The 16,374-nt window shown below is 70.9% G+C and carries 18 protein-coding genes, 1 tRNA gene and 1 riboswitch; of the genes, 11 read left to right on the plus strand and 8 right to left on the minus strand.

All coding sequences use genetic code 11. The annotated features are described in order from the left end of the window. Positions 1-38: 38 nt before the first annotated feature. The gene (locus ACH4C6_RS20645) at positions 39-1,301 is read right to left on the minus strand and encodes a PTS transporter subunit EIIC (protein ID WP_398110040.1); all 1,263 of its coding nucleotides are present in this window, start codon (positions 1,299-1,301) and stop codon (positions 39-41) included. Between the two features lie 176 nt (positions 1,302-1,477). Next, on the minus strand, positions 1,478-2,791 hold the full coding sequence (locus ACH4C6_RS20650; RefSeq protein ID WP_398110041.1) for a PTS transporter subunit EIIC: 1,314 nt from the start codon (positions 2,789-2,791) through the stop codon (positions 1,478-1,480). Positions 2,792-2,967: 176 nt separating this feature from the next. On the opposite strand from ACH4C6_RS20650, the gene ACH4C6_RS20655 reads away from it, so the two are divergent. The 4 genes from ACH4C6_RS20655 (at position 2,968) to rdgB (ending at position 5,309) form a co-directional block, all read left to right on the plus strand. Continuing rightward, on the plus strand, positions 2,968-3,201 hold the full coding sequence (locus tag ACH4C6_RS20655; RefSeq protein ID WP_398110042.1) for a glucose PTS transporter subunit EIIB: 234 nt from the start codon (positions 2,968-2,970) through the stop codon (positions 3,199-3,201). A 102-nt stretch (positions 3,202-3,303) separates the two neighbouring features. Then, positions 3,304-4,041 (plus strand): ribonuclease PH, encoded by a 738-nt coding sequence (rph, locus tag ACH4C6_RS20660; protein WP_398110043.1) that lies wholly within the window; start codon positions 3,304-3,306, stop codon positions 4,039-4,041. Between the two features lie 141 nt (positions 4,042-4,182). Beyond that, positions 4,183-4,581, plus strand: a complete 399-nt coding sequence (locus ACH4C6_RS20665; RefSeq protein ID WP_398110044.1) for a hypothetical protein — start codon at positions 4,183-4,185, stop codon at positions 4,579-4,581. Between the two features lie 125 nt (positions 4,582-4,706). Continuing rightward, entirely contained in the window at positions 4,707-5,309 is a 603-nt protein-coding gene (gene rdgB, locus ACH4C6_RS20670) for an RdgB/HAM1 family non-canonical purine NTP pyrophosphatase (protein ID WP_398110045.1), read from the plus strand. A gap of 43 nt (positions 5,310-5,352) precedes the next feature. On the opposite strand, the gene ACH4C6_RS20675 is transcribed toward rdgB, so the two are convergent. The 4 genes from ACH4C6_RS20675 to bcp all read right to left on the minus strand — a co-directional run bounded on the left by ACH4C6_RS20675 (position 5,353) and on the right by bcp (position 7,207). Further along, positions 5,353-5,427: transfer RNA gene (locus ACH4C6_RS20675), tRNA-Leu, on the minus strand. A gap of 15 nt (positions 5,428-5,442) precedes the next feature. Continuing rightward, positions 5,443-5,937, minus strand: a complete 495-nt coding sequence (locus ACH4C6_RS20680) for an HNH endonuclease (protein WP_398110046.1) — start codon at positions 5,935-5,937, stop codon at positions 5,443-5,445. After that, positions 5,934-6,596: an HNH endonuclease signature motif containing protein gene (locus tag ACH4C6_RS20685; protein ID WP_398110047.1), complete on the minus strand. Its 663-nt coding sequence runs from the start codon at positions 6,594-6,596 to the stop codon at positions 5,934-5,936. The genes ACH4C6_RS20680 and ACH4C6_RS20685 overlap by 4 nt, the downstream gene beginning before the upstream one ends. 143 nt (positions 6,597-6,739) lie before the next feature. Beyond that, positions 6,740-7,207 carry a thioredoxin-dependent thiol peroxidase gene (bcp, locus tag ACH4C6_RS20690; RefSeq protein WP_398110048.1) on the minus strand — a complete coding sequence of 156 codons (468 nt, stop codon included), beginning with the start codon at positions 7,205-7,207 and terminating at the stop codon, positions 6,740-6,742. 105 nt (positions 7,208-7,312) lie between these two features. Here bcp and ACH4C6_RS20695 point away from each other — a divergent pair, with 105 nt between their 5' ends. From ACH4C6_RS20695 to ACH4C6_RS20705, 3 genes are all read left to right on the plus strand, one after another. After that, positions 7,313-7,642: a DUF3618 domain-containing protein gene (locus ACH4C6_RS20695; RefSeq protein ID WP_369196487.1), complete on the plus strand. Its 330-nt coding sequence runs from the start codon at positions 7,313-7,315 to the stop codon at positions 7,640-7,642. Positions 7,643-7,686: 44 nt separating this feature from the next. Further along, positions 7,687-8,043 (plus strand): co-chaperone GroES, encoded by a 357-nt coding sequence (locus ACH4C6_RS20700; protein WP_369196488.1) that lies wholly within the window; start codon positions 7,687-7,689, stop codon positions 8,041-8,043. A gap of 53 nt (positions 8,044-8,096) precedes the next feature. Further along, positions 8,097-8,170: riboswitch (guanidine-III (ykkC-III) riboswitch) on the plus strand. 35 nt (positions 8,171-8,205) lie between these two features. Beyond that, positions 8,206-8,526 (plus strand): multidrug efflux SMR transporter, encoded by a 321-nt coding sequence (locus ACH4C6_RS20705; RefSeq protein WP_333933570.1) that lies wholly within the window; start codon positions 8,206-8,208, stop codon positions 8,524-8,526. A 34-nt stretch (positions 8,527-8,560) separates the two neighbouring features. Here the strand turns inward: ACH4C6_RS20705 and ACH4C6_RS20710 are convergent, their stop codons facing one another. After that, entirely contained in the window at positions 8,561-10,951 is a 2,391-nt protein-coding gene (locus tag ACH4C6_RS20710) for a transglycosylase domain-containing protein (protein WP_398110049.1), read from the minus strand. 469 nt (positions 10,952-11,420) lie between these two features. On the opposite strand from ACH4C6_RS20710, the gene ACH4C6_RS20715 reads away from it, so the two are divergent. From ACH4C6_RS20715 to ACH4C6_RS20730, 4 genes are read left to right on the plus strand one after another with little or no spacing between them, the layout of a single operon-like run. Continuing rightward, positions 11,421-12,221, plus strand: coding sequence for an ABC transporter permease (locus ACH4C6_RS20715; RefSeq protein ID WP_398110428.1), 801 nt, complete (start codon positions 11,421-11,423; stop codon positions 12,219-12,221). Beyond that, the gene (locus tag ACH4C6_RS20720; RefSeq protein WP_398110050.1) at positions 12,214-13,035 is read left to right on the plus strand and encodes an ABC transporter permease; all 822 of its coding nucleotides are present in this window, start codon (positions 12,214-12,216) and stop codon (positions 13,033-13,035) included. The genes ACH4C6_RS20715 and ACH4C6_RS20720 overlap by 8 nt, the downstream gene beginning before the upstream one ends. A gap of 1 nt (position 13,036) precedes the next feature. Beyond that, a complete protein-coding gene (locus tag ACH4C6_RS20725) occupies positions 13,037-14,044 on the plus strand; it encodes an ATP-binding cassette domain-containing protein (protein WP_398110051.1) in 1,008 nt (335 codons plus the stop codon). 33 nt (positions 14,045-14,077) lie between these two features. Further along, on the plus strand, positions 14,078-14,803 hold the full coding sequence (locus tag ACH4C6_RS20730; protein ID WP_398110052.1) for a DUF1707 domain-containing protein: 726 nt from the start codon (positions 14,078-14,080) through the stop codon (positions 14,801-14,803). A 120-nt stretch (positions 14,804-14,923) separates the two neighbouring features. Here the strand turns inward: ACH4C6_RS20730 and ACH4C6_RS20735 are convergent, their stop codons facing one another. Further along, positions 14,924-16,258 (minus strand): GDSL-type esterase/lipase family protein, encoded by a 1,335-nt coding sequence (locus ACH4C6_RS20735; RefSeq protein ID WP_398110053.1) that lies wholly within the window; start codon positions 16,256-16,258, stop codon positions 14,924-14,926. Positions 16,259-16,374: the final 116 nt, after the last annotated feature.

Raw genomic sequence — 16,374 nt, forward strand, 5'->3', positions numbered from 1 at the left:
AACCCGCTCGGGTTCCGGGGCCTTCAGCCGTCGGCGGGCTACTTCGCCTCGGCCTTCTGCAGCTCGGCGAGTTCCTCGTCCGACTCCCGGCCCGGCGTCGGCAGGTTGAACTTGACGATCGCGAAGCGGAAGACCACGTAGTAGAGCGCCGCGAAGCACAGTCCGACCAGGGCCAGGCCCCAGGGGTTGGTCGCGATGCCGAGGTTGAGGAAGTAGTCCACCGCACCGGCCGAGAAGCCGAAACCGTCCTTCATGCCGAGGGCCCAGGTCAGGGCCATCGAGACACCGGTGAGCACGGCGTGGATCGCGTACAGCACCGGCGCGATGAACATGAAGGTGAACTCGATCGGCTCGGTGACACCGGTGACGAACGAGGTCAGCGCCAGGGAGAACATCATGCCGCCGACGACCTTGCGGCGCTCGGGCCGGGCGCAGTGCACGATCGCCAGGCAGGCGGCCGGCAGGGCGAACATCATGATCGGGAAGAAGCCGGTCATGAACTGCCCGGCGGTCGGGTCACCGGCGAGGAAGCGCGCGATGTCGCCGCTCTTGCCCTCGTAGGTACCGGCCTGGAACCAGGGGAAGGAGTTCAGCAGGTGGTGCATGCCGATCGGGATCAGCGCTCGGTTGGCGACACCGAAGATGCCCGCGCCGACGGCACCGGAACCGACCAGCCACTCACCGAAGTTGTGCAGACCCGTGCCGAGGACCGGCCAGATGTAGCCGAAGACGATGCCGATGATCAGACCCGCGAAGGCCGACAGGATCGGCACCAGGCGGCGGCCACCGAAGAAGCCGGCCCAGTCGGGCAGCTTCGTGCGGTAGAAGCGCTGGTAGAGCAGGGCCACCACGAGGCCCATGACCACACCGCCCAGGACCTTGGCGTCCACCGGCGCGTCCGTCATCACGACCTTGCCGTCGACGACCTTCGCGACCTGGGGCAGGTTCTTGTCGGTGAAGGTGGCCAGCACGTTCTTGAAGACCAGGTAACCGACCACGGCGGCCAGCGCTGTCGAGCCGTCCGACTTCTTGGCGAAGCCGATCGCGATGCCCACGGCGAACAGCAGCGCCATGTTGTCGAGGATCGCGTTGCCGCCGGCCGCCATGAAGCCGGCGATCTTCGTGATGAAGGCGGGGAACGACTCGCGCCCGAGCATGTCGGTGTTGCCGAGCCGGACCAGCAGGGCGGCGGCGGGCAGCACGGCGACCGGCAGCATGAGGCTGCGGCCGATGCGCTGCATGACGGCCATCACGGCCGAGCCCTTGCTCGGGCTCGCGGGCGCGGCTGTGTCTGTGGACATGAACTTCCTCCAGGGGGCACGGCGCCGCCCAGGAAGCATGAGAAGGGGGACGGCGGCGTCTCAAAGAAAGGGTGACGCGGTGACCACCGCGCGACCTCCACCAGTGAGTGGTGTAGACCAGTTGTAGCACGGTAGGCCGAACGAGTGGAACCCGCCAATTCCGCCCGCTGCGGGGATCACGCCTTGGCGCTGTCCTCCACGTCCTCCTCGGGCTCCCGCCCCGGGGTCCTCAAGTCGAACTTCGTGATCGCGAACCGGAAGATCACGTAGTAGACCAGCGCGAACGCCAGCCCGATCGGAACGATCAGCCACGGCCGCGTGGCCAGATTCCAGTTGATGACGTAGTCGATCAGCCCCGCCGAGAAGCTGAACCCGTCGTGCACACCCAGCCCCCACGTCACCGCCATCGACACACCCGTCAGCAGCGCGTGCACCACGTACAGCACCGGCGCGACGAACAGGAACGAGTACTCGATCGGCTCCGTGATGCCCGTGACGAACGACGTCAGCGCCACCGACAGCATCAGACCGCCGACCTCCTTGCGCCGCGCCGGCCGCGCGCAGTGCGTGATCGCCAGAGCCGCCGCCGGCAGCGCGAACATCATGATCGGGAAGAACCCCGACGTGAACTGACCCGCATCCGGGTCACCCGCCAGGAACATGTTGATGTCACCGTGCACCACCGTCCCGTCCGGCTTCGTGAACGAACCGAACTGGAACCAGATGGGCACGTTCAGGAACTGGTGCAGCCCCACCACCAGCAACGCCCGGTTCGCCACCCCGAACACGCCCGCACCCCACGCGTCCAGGCCGTCCATCCAGTCGCTGAAGCTCTCCAGCGCGTCACCGATCGGCGGCCACACCCACAGGCACAGCGCCGCGAACGCGATCGCGACGAACGCCATGATGATCGGCACCAGCCGCCGCCCGTTGAAGAACCCCAGCCAGTCCACCAGCCGCGTCCGATGGAAACGCGCCCAGAAGAACGCCGCCAGCAACCCCATGACGATCCCGCCGAACACCCCCGGATTCTGGAACGCGAACGCCGTCACCTCGCGGCCGCCGTCCGTCACCTGGCACCCCACGTTGGGCACCGCGACCGACCCTTCCGGACAGTCCTCCGGGAACTGCCGCAGCACCGTGAAGTACACGAGGAACCCGGCCACCGCCGCCAGCGCCGTCGAACCGTCCGACTTCTTCGCCATCCCGATCGCGACACCCACACAGAACAGCAGCGGCAGACCCAGCGCACTGTCCAACAGCGCACCGCCCGCCCCCACCATCACCTTCGAGACGTTCGTCCAGCCCAGCCCGTCGTCCCCGAACACGTCCGGCTGCCCCAGCCGGTTGAGGATGCCCGCCGCCGGCAGCACCGCGATCGGCAGCTGCAGACTCCGGCCCATCTTCTGCAACCCCTGGAACAACCGGTTCCAGCGAGCACGCCCCGGACTCACCGCCGCCTCCGAAGCGGCCGGGCTGTCGGCACTCATTCCGCTCCCCTTCGCCGAGAGACTTTTGTCGAGAGACGCACTCGTGGTGTAGACCAGTCGAACGGACGGTCGCGCAGACGTGACGCCATCCTTCGGCACACACGACACGACCGCTCGCGAAGATGGGCCAACTGTGGGTTACTGCGACAAAGCGGTTCGGATCAGGGAGAACGAAGATGGCCAGCAAGGCTGAGAAGATCGTTGCCGGGCTCGGCGGCATCGACAACATCGAGGAAGTCGAAGGCTGCATCACGCGCCTGCGCACCGAGGTCGTGGACCCCACCAAGGTCGACGAGACCGCCCTGAAGGCCGCCGGCGCCCACGGCGTCGTCAAGATGGGCAGCGCCATCCAGGTCGTCATCGGCACCGACGCCGACCCCATCGCGGCGGAGATCGAAGACATGATGTGACACACGGGCCGCCGTCCCGGCAACGCCCCCGGCAGCCACACCCAAGAGGCCCCTCCCACCGCGGGAAGGGCCTCTTCCGCACCTCCCGATAGGCTCAGCCGCATGTCTCGAATCGACGGCCGCACCCCCCAGCAGCTCCGCCCCATCACCATCGAGCGCGGCTGGAGCAAGCACGCCGAAGGCTCCGTCCTGGTCTCCTTCGGCGACACCAAGGTCTTCTGCACCGCCTCCGTCACCGAAGGCGTCCCCCGCTGGCGCAAGGGCAGCGGAGAAGGCTGGGTCACCGCCGAATACTCCATGCTGCCCCGCGCCACCAACACCCGCGGCGACCGCGAATCCGTCCGCGGCAAGATCGGCGGCCGCACCCACGAGATCAGCCGCCTCATCGGCCGCTCCCTGCGCGCCGTCATCGACTACAAGGCCCTCGGCGAGAACACCATCGTCCTCGACTGCGACGTCCTCCAGGCCGACGGCGGCACCCGCACCGCCGCCATCACCGGCGCCTACGTCGCCCTCGCCGACGCCGTCGCCTGGGCCCAGCGCAAGAAGCTCGTCAAAGCCGGCCGCCGGCCCCTCACCGGCACCGTCTCCGCCGTCTCCGTCGGCATCGTCGGCGGCATCCCCCTCCTCGACCTCTGCTACGAGGAAGACGTCAAGGCCGACACCGACATGAACGTCGTCTGCACCGGCGACGGCCGCTTCGTCGAGGTCCAGGGCACCGCCGAAGCCGAACCCTTCGCCCGCGACGAACTCAACGCCCTCCTCGACCTCGCCGTCACCGGCTGCACCGAGCTCGCCGCACACCAGCGCACCGCGCTCGACACCCTCCTCGAAAAGTAAAGGACGCGCCAAGAACGGTGCTCGGCCCGGGCAACCAGGCCGAGCACACCCGCGTCTGAAGGAGTACGGGCGCACGGCTCACCCTGTGCGCCCGGCCAGCCACCGGGCCCGACCGGCCCGTCGAACGAGAGGGACCGTTCCATGGCCGCGAGCCGCCGACGCCGCACCGCAGCCGTCGCCGCCACCCTGGCGGCCGTCGCGCTGACCGCCGGACTCACCACCGGCTGCGCCGCCGTCGACAAGGCACTGGACTGCGTCCAGACCGCCGACGCCATCGCCGACAGCGTCACGGAACTCCAGCAGGCCGTCGACAACGCCGCGAACGACCCGGCCCAGCTCGACGCATCCCTCGACTCCATCGACAAGAACCTCGGCCGCATCGGCGACAAGACCGACAACGCCGACGTCGGCAAGGCCGTGGACGACCTGAACAAGGCCGTCGACAACGTCCGCACCTCCATCGGCAACGGCGACGAGACCCCGGACATCAGCCCGGTCACCGACGCCGCGGGCGAGCTGACGAAGGTGTGCACGCCGTGAGCCGCGCCGGCTGAACCCACTGCGGCCCCCCGTGTGCCGGGTATCCGTCGTCGGGCGGGCGCGGGTCCGCGGGGGCCGGTCACGCAGTTCCCACGCCCCTGACGGCGCGCAATAGTCTGGGGCCCATGAGCCGCCTGATCCTCGCCACCCGCAACGCCGGGAAGATCACCGAACTGCACGCGATCCTCGCCGAAGCCGGACTGCCCCACGAACTCGTCGGCGCCGACGCCTACCCGGACATCCCCGACGTCAAGGAAACCGGCGTCACCTTCGCCGAGAACGCCCTCCTCAAGGCCCACGCCCTGGCCCGGGCCACCGGCCTGCCGGCCGTCGCCGACGACTCGGGCCTGTGCGTCGACGTCCTCAACGGCGCCCCCGGCATCTTCTCCGCCCGCTGGGCCGGCCGCCACGGCGACGACAAGGCCAACCTCGACCTGCTCCTCGCCCAGCTCTCGGACATCGCCGACGAACACCGCCAGGCCCACTTCGCCTGCGCCGCGGCCCTGGCCCTGCCCGACGGCACGGAGCGGGTCGTCGAGGGCCAGCTGCGCGGCGTGCTCCGCCACGCACCGGCGGGCTCGGGCGGCTTCGGCTACGACCCGATCCTCCAGCCGGACGGCGAGACCCGCACCTGCGCGGAACTGACCCCCCAGGAGAAGAACGCGATCAGCCACCGCGGCAAGGCGTTCCGGGCGCTGGTACCGGTGGTGCGTGAGCTGGTGGGCTGACGCATGGAGAAGGGCGCCCACTCACGTGGTGCGCCCTTCCGGATGGGCCCGGTGGGACTCGAACCCACGACACACCGGACCTAAACCGGCGCCCTCTGGCCAGCTGGGGTACGGGCCCACAGCGGTGCCCACTCTACTGGGCTCCGGAGCTCGTCCGACGGCCTCCCCGGCACCATGTGGTGGTGATCGCATGGCAATTCGGACACAGCAGCCGCAGGTTCTGCCGCCGGTCGTCGCTCCAGTCCCCGTTGATGTGATCAACCTCGAGCGTCATGGGATTGCCGAGCCACTCGGGACCGGTGCCGCACCGTGCGCACACCTCCGGGACACCGACAGCTCGAAGCGCGCGGCGCAGCAGTGAGGTCCCGGTCCGGCGCCGACCCTCGTGCCGGACCAGGATCTGCTCGGGCGGCTTGACCGGAACCGTTCCCGGCCTGCCCCGGGCGTGTGCCTGCCCGAGGAAGTGCGTCGTGTCGAGGCGCTCTTGGGCGATCCAGCGCCGCAGCGTCGTCCGCTGCCCGCCGTTGTCCGGCCGGCTCAGGCGGCGCAGCACCTGGGCAAGGGAGGTGGACTTGGCGACCGCGGCCCTCAGTTGTTCGGAGGTGGGACGGGCCCGTCGTCCGCTCATGCGGGACGGCCTTGCGGGCGTCGGGCGCCCCGTCCCCGGTACCTGTCGGTCGTCGCATGGCAGTTGGGGCACAGGAACCGGACGTTGTCGATCCTGTTGTTCCGCCAGTCGCCGTCGATGTGGTCGACCTCCAGGGACAGTGGTTCCCCCAGCCAGAGCGCCCCGGTGCCGCACAAGGCGCAGCGCTCCTCCACGCCCAGCTCCCGCATCGCCCTCCTGAGGCGGGCGCTGGGTACGCGGCAGGCGCGTGGCGAGGTGTCCTGGACGAGGATCTCCTCCGCGGTTCGACGACGCTGGTTGTACCTCATCCGCTCCGTGCGGACCACGGGCACGAAATGCGACGTGTCGATCCCGTACGCCTTGATCCGGCGGCTGATGTGCGTGTGATGTCCGCCCACCACATCGAGTCCGAGATGCCGCAGCACCTCGCACATGTTCGTCGACGCCCCCACCGCCCGCTCGAGGACGGCCCTCGTCCACCGCACCCCCTCCCGCTCGAAGTGCGACACGTCCACGCCGAGCCTTCTCATCCGCTCGGACACGTATCGTCGCGTCGCACTCCGCGGATCCACCCCCAGCCTCTCCAGCGCCTCCGACAACGACCGAGCCCCCCGAGCCGCTTCCTCCAGCCGCTCCCTGGTGTACGCACTGGCCCCCACGAAACACCCCTCCGTCCCCGACCACCCGTTCGTGGTCTCGCACGGAGCAACGAACCGCTTATCGGACAGTCACGCCCGAAATGCGGAGCGGCTCGCACCGGGGATCTCCGGTACGAGCCGCTCTCGGAACGATCGGTGGGGTCTCAGACGCCCAGGTCCTTGATGATCTTGGCCACGTGGCCGGTCGCCTTGACGTTGTACAGGGCGCGTTCGACCTTGCCCTCCTCGTCCACGATCACCGTGGAGCGGATGACGCCGACGACCGTCTTGCCGTACAGCTTCTTCTCGCCGAAGGCGCCGTAGGACTCCAGGACCTGCTTGTCCGGGTCGGCGAGGAGCGTGACCTTCAGGGACTCCTTGTCGCGGAACTTCGCGAGCTTCTCCGGCTTGTCGGGGGAGATGCCGATGACGTCGTACCCCGCGCCGGCCAGCAGCTCCAGATTGTCCGTGAAGTCGCAGGCCTGCTTCGTGCAGCCGGGGGTGAGGGCGGCCGGGTAGAAGTAGACGATGACCTTGCGGCCCTTGTGGTCCGACAGGGACACCTCGGTGCCGTCGGCGTCGGGGAGGGTGAAGGCGGGGGCCACGTCCCCCGGCTGGAGTCGCTCGCTCATCGGACCAGGGTAACCGGGGGTCCTGACAGTGCGGCGAGCCGTGGAGCTGACAGACTGTCCGGCACAGGCTTGCACAGGCTTCATACCGACTTCGGAGGCGACACGGTGGCGGACACGGCGGACACCAGGACCCCGGCGCAGATCGAGGCGGACATCAGGCGCCGCCGCGCGACCCTGGCCGAGACGCTCGACGAGATCGGGGTGCGGGTGCACCCGAAGACGATCGTCGGGGATGCCAAGGCCAAGGTCGCGTCGAACATCGACCACACCCTCGGGCGGGCCTACGTGGGGGTCAACAAGGCCGTCACCGACGTGCGCGCCCGGTTCGTGGACGAGGACGGGGCGCCCCGCCTGGAGCGCGTGGTGCCCGTCGCGCTCGTCGTGGTGGGTGTGGTGGGGCTGCTCGCGCTGGGCACGCGGCGGCGCAAGGGCTGACCCGACTGCCGACGCGGACCGGGAAGACAGGTAGGTTTCAGGGCGTGAGCGCCAAGAGAAACGAGCACAGCACCCACCCGGACAAGCTGCCCATCCGGATGCTGCACGACCGCGTACTCGTGCGGCAGGAGACCGGTGAGGGCGAGCGGCGTTCCGGTGGCGGCATCCTGATCCCCGCCACGGCGGCGGTGGGCCGGCGGCTGGCCTGGGCCGAGGTCGTCGCGGTGGGGCAGAACGTACGGACGGTGGAGCCGGGCGACCGGGTCCTGTTCGACCCGGAGGACCGGGCCGAGGTCGAGGTGCGGGGCATCGCGTACGTGCTGATGCGCGAGCGTGATCTGCACGCCGTGGCCGCGGACCGGTTCGAGGGGTCGGAGGACTCGACGGGCCTGTACCTGTAGGCCGGCCGGCGGGGCCGTGAAGGGGCCGGTGACCATGGTCACCGGCCCCTTCGGCGTGCCGTTTGCTAGCGTGGAGGGACCCCCGACGAGACGCGCCGTACCGGGCTCAAGGCAAAGACGACGCACCGATTCCGTCAGCCCGTCTCCCGGAAGGTGCCCGTCATGGCCTGGGTTCTGCTCGTCGTCGCCGGTCTGCTCGAGGTGGCGTGGTCCGTCGGCATGAAGTACACCGACGGTTTCACGCGTCCCGTTCCGAGTGTGCTCACCGGCGCCGGGATCGTCGTCAGCATGCTGCTGCTGTCGCAGGCGGCCAAGACCCTGCCCATCGGTACCGCCTACGGCGTGTGGGTGGGGATCGGTGCGGCCGGGGCGGCGGTGTTCGGCATGGCGGTGCTGGGGGAGCCGGCGACCGCCGCCCGGATCTTCTTCGTGTGTCTGCTGCTGGTCGCCGTGGTGGGGCTGAAGGCGACCTCGGGTCACTGACCGCTCGCGCGGGTGACCGGCCCTTCGTGGGGCCCTATTCGCGGCGGACGGTCTGCGGGACGACGCCCCAGCCGGGGCCGGTCGGGCCGCCGGTGGCGCCGCCGTCGTCCGTGTCGCCGCCGGTCGTGCCGCCGTCGGTGGTGCCGGCGTCGCCGCCGGTGGCCCCGCCGTCGCCGGTGCCGCCGTCCGTGGCACCGCCGGTGGGGGACTCGCCGCCGGTGGTGCCGTCGGTGGTGCCGCCGGTCTGGCCCTCGTTCTGCCCCTCGGGGGCGCTCGGGCTCTGCTCGGGCGTCTGGCTGCCCTCGTCCTCGCCGCCGGTGGTGCCGTTGTCGTCGGGCTCGCCGGTGGCCGGGTCGGAGGGGGCCGTGGTGCGGGGGATCTCGGTGACGTCGGAGCCGGCCTGGAGGTCGAGGTCGAAGGCCTTGACCGGCTTGCCCTTGAGGGCGTCGCGGGTGAACTGGGCCCAGATCTCGGCGGGCGGTCCGCCCCCGTTGATGCGGGGCAGGCCGAGCGCGCCGTACAGCGGCTTCTGGGCGGCGGTGACGGGGTCCTGGCCCATGACGGAGACGACCACGGCGAGGTCGGGCGTGTAGCCGGCGAACCAGGCGGCCTTGTCCTTCTCGGCGGTGCCGGTCTTGCCGGCGACGGGGCGGCCGGTGGCCTGCGCGGCGGAGGCCGTGCCGTTCTGCACGACGCTCTGGAGGACCTTGGTGGTGGTGTCGGCGGCCTGGCGGCTGACGGCCTGCCGGGTGCGCCGGTCGGGCAGGTCGACGGGGACGCCTCCCTTGGTGACCTTCTCGACGATCGTGTAGGTGCCGTGGCGGCCGTGGTTGGCCAGGGTGGCGTAGGCCTCGGCCATGTCCAGGACGCTGGCGGTGGCCGTGCCGAGCGCGATGGCGGGGCCGTCGGCGAGGTCGGGGGTGGTCTCGGGGATGCCGAGGTCGATGGCGGTCTGCTTGACCTTCTGGGGGCCGACGTCGGCGGCCATCTGCGCGTACACCGAGTTGACGGACTTGTCGGTGGCCTCGGTGACGGTGATGTCGCCGTAGGAGACCTGGTCCTCGTTCTCCGGGGCGTACGGCTGGCCGGTCCAGCCCTGGACGGGGCGCTGGTTGGTGCCGTCGTAGACGGTGTTGGGGGTGATCGTGCGGCCGTCCTGCGTCCGGGAGCCGTTCTCGACGGCCGCGGTGAAGACGAATGGCTTGAAGGTGGAGCCGACCTGGAAGTCCCGGCGGGTGGCGTTGGGGGTGTACTGCTTGACGTAGTCGATGCCGTTGTACATCGCCACGACCTTGCCGGTCTTGGGGTCGACGGCGGCGCCGCCGGCGCGTACGGAGCGGTCGACCTTGTTCTTCTTGTCGAGCTTGCTCATGAGCTTGTCGTCGACGGCCTTGACGAAGGCGTCCTGCTTGGGCTTCTGCAGGGTCGTCGTGATGCGGTAGCCGCCGGCGTCGAGCCTGCTCTCTTCGACGATCTTGTTCTGGACGAGGTGGTCCTTGACGATCCGGACGATGTAGCCGCGCTGGCCGGACATGCCGGTGGAGAGGGTGGACTCCTTCGGCACGGGGAACTTCATGCCGGTCCGCTCCGACTGGCTGAGCCAGCCCTTCTTGACCATGCCGTCCAGGGTGTAGTTCCAGCGGGCCTCGGCGGCCTTGCGGTTCTCGGGGTGGGCGACGACGTCGTACTGGCTGGGGGCGTTGACGAGGGCGGCGAGGTAGGCGGCGCGGGCGGGGTCGAGGTCCTTGGCGTCCATGCCGTAGTAGGCCTGGGCGGCGGCCTGGATGCCGTAGGCGTTGCGGCCGAAGTAGCTGGTGTTGAGGTAGCCCTCGAGGATGTGGTCCTTGCTGACCTCGCGGTCCAGCTTGATCGCGATGAAGAACTCCTTGGCCTTGCGCGTGACGGTCTGTTCCTGGCGCAGGTAGTAGTTCTTCACGTACTGCTGGGTGATGGTGGAGCCGGACTGCTTGCCCTTGCCGAGGGCGGTGTTCCAGGCGGCGCGGACCATGGCCTTGGGGTCGACGGCGGACTCGGTGTAGAAGTCGCGGTCCTCGGCGGCCAGGATGGCGTGCTGGGCGTCCTTGGAGATCTGCCCGAGGGTGACGTTCTCCCGGTTGACCTCGCCGTCGCGGGCGATGACGGAGCCGTCCGCGTAGAGGTAGACGTTGGCCTGCTTGGTGGCGAGCGCGTTGGCCGGGGGGATCTTCACCAGCGAGTAGCCCAGGAAGAACGCGCCGATGAGCAGCAGGGCCGCGACGAGGAAGGTGCCCAGGGTCATGCGCCAGGTCGGGATCAGCCGGCGCCATCCGGTCCGCTTGCGCTTCCCGGCGGCCTGGCCCTCGGGCGCGCCCGGGTCGCCGCCGGCGTCCGCCTGCGGCTCTCGCGGTGCCCAGCCCTGACTCGGCTGCTGAGACTCGTCACTCATGTCGTGCACGGACTCCTGTGTCGCGTCGTACGTCGTTGCCGTACGTCTCTGCTCGCTCTTGCGCCCCTGTGATGAAGACTGTCGCATCCGGCGATCAGTTCCCTGATCGAGGGCCGTGTCGTGGGGCGGTGGCCGGTCGGGGCCGGGCGGGTGGACGTACAGGCGGGTGCGGGGTGGCTCCCCGCCCGGTACGCCTGTTCGTCACCGTCCTGCTCGTGCCGGGTCCCCCGAAGGGGGCACGGCCGACGGTGCGAGCGGGTCGCGCGCCCCGCTCCGGCCGGTCCCGCTGCCGCACTGCTCGTCCCGGCCGTGGGCGCCCCGGCCCGCGCGGACGTGTCGGATCGTACCGCCTGGCCCGGCCCGGCCCGTCGTGCGCGCCCGGGGCCGCGGTGAAAACCCGTGGCGGGCGCCGTGGGCGCGCCACTAGGCTCCTGCGCTTCGGTGCCCGGTGGCGAGGAGGGTGGTGGAGGTGGGTTCGTGGCGGTTGTACGCGGCCGTCGCGGCGGGCGGCTTCCGGCGGTTCGCGACCTATCGGGCGGCCACGCTGGCCGGGGTGTTCACCAACACGGTCTTCGGGGTCATCCTCGTGTACACCTACCTGGCGCTGTGGGAGGAGAGGCCGCACCTCGGCGGGTACGGCCAGGCGCAAGCGGTGACCTACGTGTGGCTCGGGCAGTGCCTGTACGCGACGCTGGCCATCCAGGGCGGCGGGGCGGAGAAGGACCTGATGGGGCGGATCCGCACCGGTGAGATCGCCGTCGACCTGTACCGTCCGGCCGATCTCCAGCTGTGGTGGATGGCCGGTGACCTGGGCCGGGCGCTGTTCCAGCTGCTGGGGCGCGGGGTGGTGCCGTTCCTGTTCGGTGCGCTGTTCTTCCCCATGGCGCTGCCGTCGGACGTGGGCCGCTGGGCGGCGTTCGCGGTGACGCTGCTGCTGGCGGCGGTGGTCAGCTTCGCGCTGCGGCATCTGGCGGCCCTGAGCGTGTTCTGGCTGATGGACGGCATGGGGGTCAGCCAGGTGCTGGCGGTCACGGGGATCTTCTTCTCGGGCATGGTGCTGCCGCTGAACGCCTTCCCGGGCGTGCTCGGCGAGGTGGTGCGGGTGCTGCCGTGGGCGGCGCAGATCCAGATGCCGGCCGATGTGCTGATGGGGGAGACGGGGGTGCTCGGGGCGCTCGCCTTCCAGGCGGGCTGGGCGGTGGTGCTGCTGGCGGCGGGCCGGGCGGTGGAGTCGGCGGCGACGCGGCGGGTGGTGGTGCAGGGTGGGTGAGCGCGGTGCCCTGCGGGAGGGGGTGCGGGCCTACCGGCTGATCGCGGCGATGTGGGTCCGCTCCAGCATGACCTACCGCGCGTCGTTCGCCGTCACGCTGTGCGGCAACCTCGTGCTGACGGGCCTGGACTTCGTGGGGATCCTGCTGATGTTCTCGCAGGTCGACTCGCTGGGCGGCTGGTCGCTGCCGGAGGTGGCGTTCCTGTACGGGCTGTCGGTGACGGCTTTCGGCTTCGCGGACCTGGCGCTCGGGTCGATGGACGTGCTGGGTGCCCGGATGCGCGACGGGTCGTTCGACACGCTGCTGGTGCGGCCCGCGCCGGTGCTGGCGCAGGTCGGTGCCGACCGGTTCGCGCTGCGGCGGCTGGGCCGGATCACGCAGGGCGTGGTGGTGCTGGGCTGGGCGCTGGTGTCGGTGGACGTCGACTGGAGCCCGGGGAAGGTGCTGCTGGTGCCGGTGATGGTGGTGAGCGGGGCGGTGATCTTCTCGTCGGTGTTCGTGGCCGGCGCGGCCTTCCAGATCTTCGCGCAGGACGCCGCCGAGGTGCAGAACGCCTTCACCTACGGCGGGACGACGCTGTTGCAGTACCCGCCCGGCGTGTTCGGGAAGGACCTGGTGCGGGGGGTGACCTTCGTGCTGCCGCTGGCCTTCGTGAACTGGGTGCCCGCCGCCCATGTGCTGGGCCGGCCGTATCCGGTCGGTCTGCCGCAGGGGGCGGCCTACGCCTCGCCGCTGGTGGCGGTGGTCTGCTCCGTCCTGGCCGGGCTGGCCTGGCGGACGGGGCTTCGCTCGTACCGGAGTACAGGGAGCTGAGTTGACCGGGTCGGACAGTGACTTCATCGAACTCGACGGTGTGGAGAAGGTCTTCGAGGTGCGCCGCAGGACCGGCTTCCTGAAGCGCGAGCGGCGGCTGGTGCGGGCGGTCGACTCGATCTCCTTCCGGGTGCGGCGCGGTGAGATGGTCGGCTACATCGGTCCCAACGGCGCCGGGAAGTCGACCACGATCAAGATGCTGACGGGCATCCTGACGCCCAGCGCGGGCCGGCTCCGGGTGGCCGGGATCGACCCCTCGGCGCAGCGCACGCGGCTCGCGCACCGCATCGGGGTGGTGTTCGGGCAGCGCACCACCTTGTGGTGGGACCTGCCCCTGGTCGACTCCTACCGGCTGATGCACCGCATGTACCGCATCCCGGACGCCCGTTACCGGGAGAACCTGGACCGCCTGGTCGAACTTCTGGACCTTTCGAGCCTGCTGGACGTGCCGGTGCGGCAACTCAGCCTGGGCCAGCGGATGCGCGGGGACATCGTGGCGGCGCTGCTGCACGACCCGGACGTGCTGTACCTGGACGAGCCGACCATCGGCCTGGACGTCGTCTCCAAGGCGAAGGTGCGGGAGTTCCTGCGGGAGGTGAACGCCGAGCGCGGCACGACGGTGCTGCTGACCACCCACGACCTGCAGGACATCGAGCAGTTGTGCCAGCGGGTGATGGTCATCGACCACGGGCGCCTGATGTACGACGGGGCGCTTGCCGGGCTGCACTCGGTGGGGGAGAGCGAGCGGACCCTGGTGGTGGACCTGGAGCGGGAACTGCCGCCGGTGGAGGTGCCGGCGCCGGCGCGGGTGGTGCGGGTGGAGGGGCCGCGGCAGTGGCTGGCGTTCCCCGCCGCCGAGTCGGCGGCGCCGCTCGTGGCGCGGATCGCGGCGCAGTACCCGCTGGTCGACCTGTCGGTGCGGGAGCCGGACATCGAGGCGGTGATCGCGAAGATGCTGCGTTCGCCGGGCGAGGCGCCGGAACCGCCGGCGGAGCGTGCGACCGCATAGTGCCCGGCGCGGTCAACTCGTAGGCTGCTGGGTATGACCGACGACGCTGTGCCGGACCTCCGCGCCTCCGACGCCGACCGTGAGCGGGTCGCCGACATCCTGCGGGACGCCCTCGCCGAGGGCCGGTTGGACATGGAGGAGTTCGAGGAGCGGCTGGACGCGACCTACCGGGCGCGGACGTACGGGGAGCTGGCGCCGATCACCCGGGACCTGCCCGCCACGGGTGTCACGGCGCCGGTCGTGTCGCTGGACAAGGAGCCGGCCGCCGGGCCGGACTGGCGGGGGCGGATCGTCGGCGGCGAGGGTTCCTCCACGTGGGCCGTGGCCGTGATGTCCGGCTTCCAGCGCAAGGGGCGCTGGACGATGCCTCGCCGGTTCACCTGCTTCGCCTTCTGGGGCGGCGGCGAGATCGACCTGCGCGAGGCGAACTTCACCGACCGCGAGGTGGAGATCAACGCGATCGCGGTCATGGGCGGTGTGGACGTCGTCGTCCCGCCCGGCGTCGAGGTCGTCGTCCGCGGCGTCGGCATCATGGGCGGCTTCGACCACCGCGAGGAGGGCGTGCCGGGTGAGCCGGGAGCGCCGCGGGTGATCGTGACCGGGTTCGCCCTGTGGGGCGGTGTCGGGGTGCAGCGCAAGCTGACCCGGGCGGAGAAGCTGCGCATCCGTGAGGAGCGGCGCCGCGAGAAGCTGGAGCGCAAGGAGGGCCGGCGGGAGCTGGACTCCTCGCGCCGCCGGGACTCGCACTGGGAGCACTGAGCGCCTGAGCGGGGCGTCGGCGCTGGCCGCGGTCGGCGTGGGGCGCCGGCGGAGGGTCCGGGTGCGGCCCGCGGGGTGTGGGCGCCCGCCCTGTCGGGGCCGGGCGGGCGCGCGGCGGACCTACAGTTTCGCGGGCGCGGAGCCCGTCAGCGTCCGCAGGTCGAAGGAGTGCGCCATCCGCGCGTAGCCCTGGTCGCTGGGGTGCAGGTGGTCGCCCGAGTCGTACACCGGGCGCAGCCGGAGCGGGTCGTACGGGTCGCGCAGTGCCTGGTCGAAGTCGACCACGGCGTCGAAGACGCGGCCGGCCCGGATCCGGGCGTTGATCTCCTGCCGTACCGCCTCGCGCGCCGGGGTGTAGCCGCGGTGGCCGCGGAACGGCATGAGGGTGGCGCCGACGACCTTCACACCGCGCGCGTGGGCCTGGTCGACCATCGTGCGCAGGCCCGCGAGGATGGCGTTCGGGTCGGCGAGGCGGGGGTTGCGCAGGATGTCGTTGACGCCGAGGTCGACGACGACGACCTTGACGTTGGTCCGCTCCAGTACGTCCCGCCGGAAGCGGTTCAGGCCGCTGGGGTTGTCCGCCGGGCGGCCGAGGCCGTCGGCGAGGACCTGGTTGCCGCTGATGCCCTGGTTGACGACGCTGTAGCGGGGCAGGTCCCGCCCGGCCGCGATCTCCTCGCGCAGCCGGTCGGCCAGCACGTCGGTCCACCGGCTGTTGGCGCCGACGGTGGAGGTGACGCCGTCGGTCAGCGAGTCGCCGAGGGCGACGACGGTGCCCTCGGACTCGTTGCTGAGCACGTCCAGCGCGGTCAGGTAGCGCCAGGAGCCGGTCCGCTCGGTGTAGGGGACGCCGGTGGCGTCCCGGGTGTGGTCGCCCGGGGCGGCGTAGGAGACCTGCCGGGCGTGCCGGTGGTAGGTCACCGGCCCGGAGGCGGCCGGGGTGTAGGTGGTGACCAGGACGTCCGTGTCGGCCGGGACGGTGAGGCGCACCGCGTCGCTGAGGACCTGCCGGCCGGGCGGGATGACGACCGCGGGGCCGCCGTTGAAGGTCAGCTGCCGCATGGTGTCGGCGACCGCCGCGGGCGTGCCGCTGCCGGCGGCGAGCGCGATCGAGGCCTGGGTGATGTTCAGCGGCGACTGGCCGTAGAGATTGGACAGCGTGACGCGGGCACTCGTACCACCGACGCTGGTGTGGACGACGTTGCGCACGGATCGGTCCGCCATGCCGGTCACCTCGGTGCCGGGCTCGGCGGCGGAGGGAGAGGTGGACCAGGTGCCGACCCAGGTGCCGGTGGAGGCGGGCGCGGCGGAGTTGCGGGGGGCGCGGCCGTCGCCGAGGGCGCTGCGGCCGCGGGTGCCGTCGTCGGACGCCGCACCGGCGTACAGGGCGGCGGAAAGGGCCATGATCGCTGTGACGACGACGGCCAGGAGGGCGTAACCACGTCCTCGGGTCATGCTGTGCAGTTCTCCTCGGGCGATGGGAGCCCAAGGCTCCGATCTGATGTGCCCATGATGCGTCATGGGCCGGGGGAAGCTCACAGGGCCCCGTGGCAAAGCCCCCTTCCGACAGA

Origin of the sequence: Streptomyces sp. NPDC017943, from assembly GCF_044328425.1 — a bacterium.
GTDB lineage: Bacteria > Actinomycetota > Actinomycetes > Streptomycetales > Streptomycetaceae > Streptomyces > Streptomyces djakartensis_A.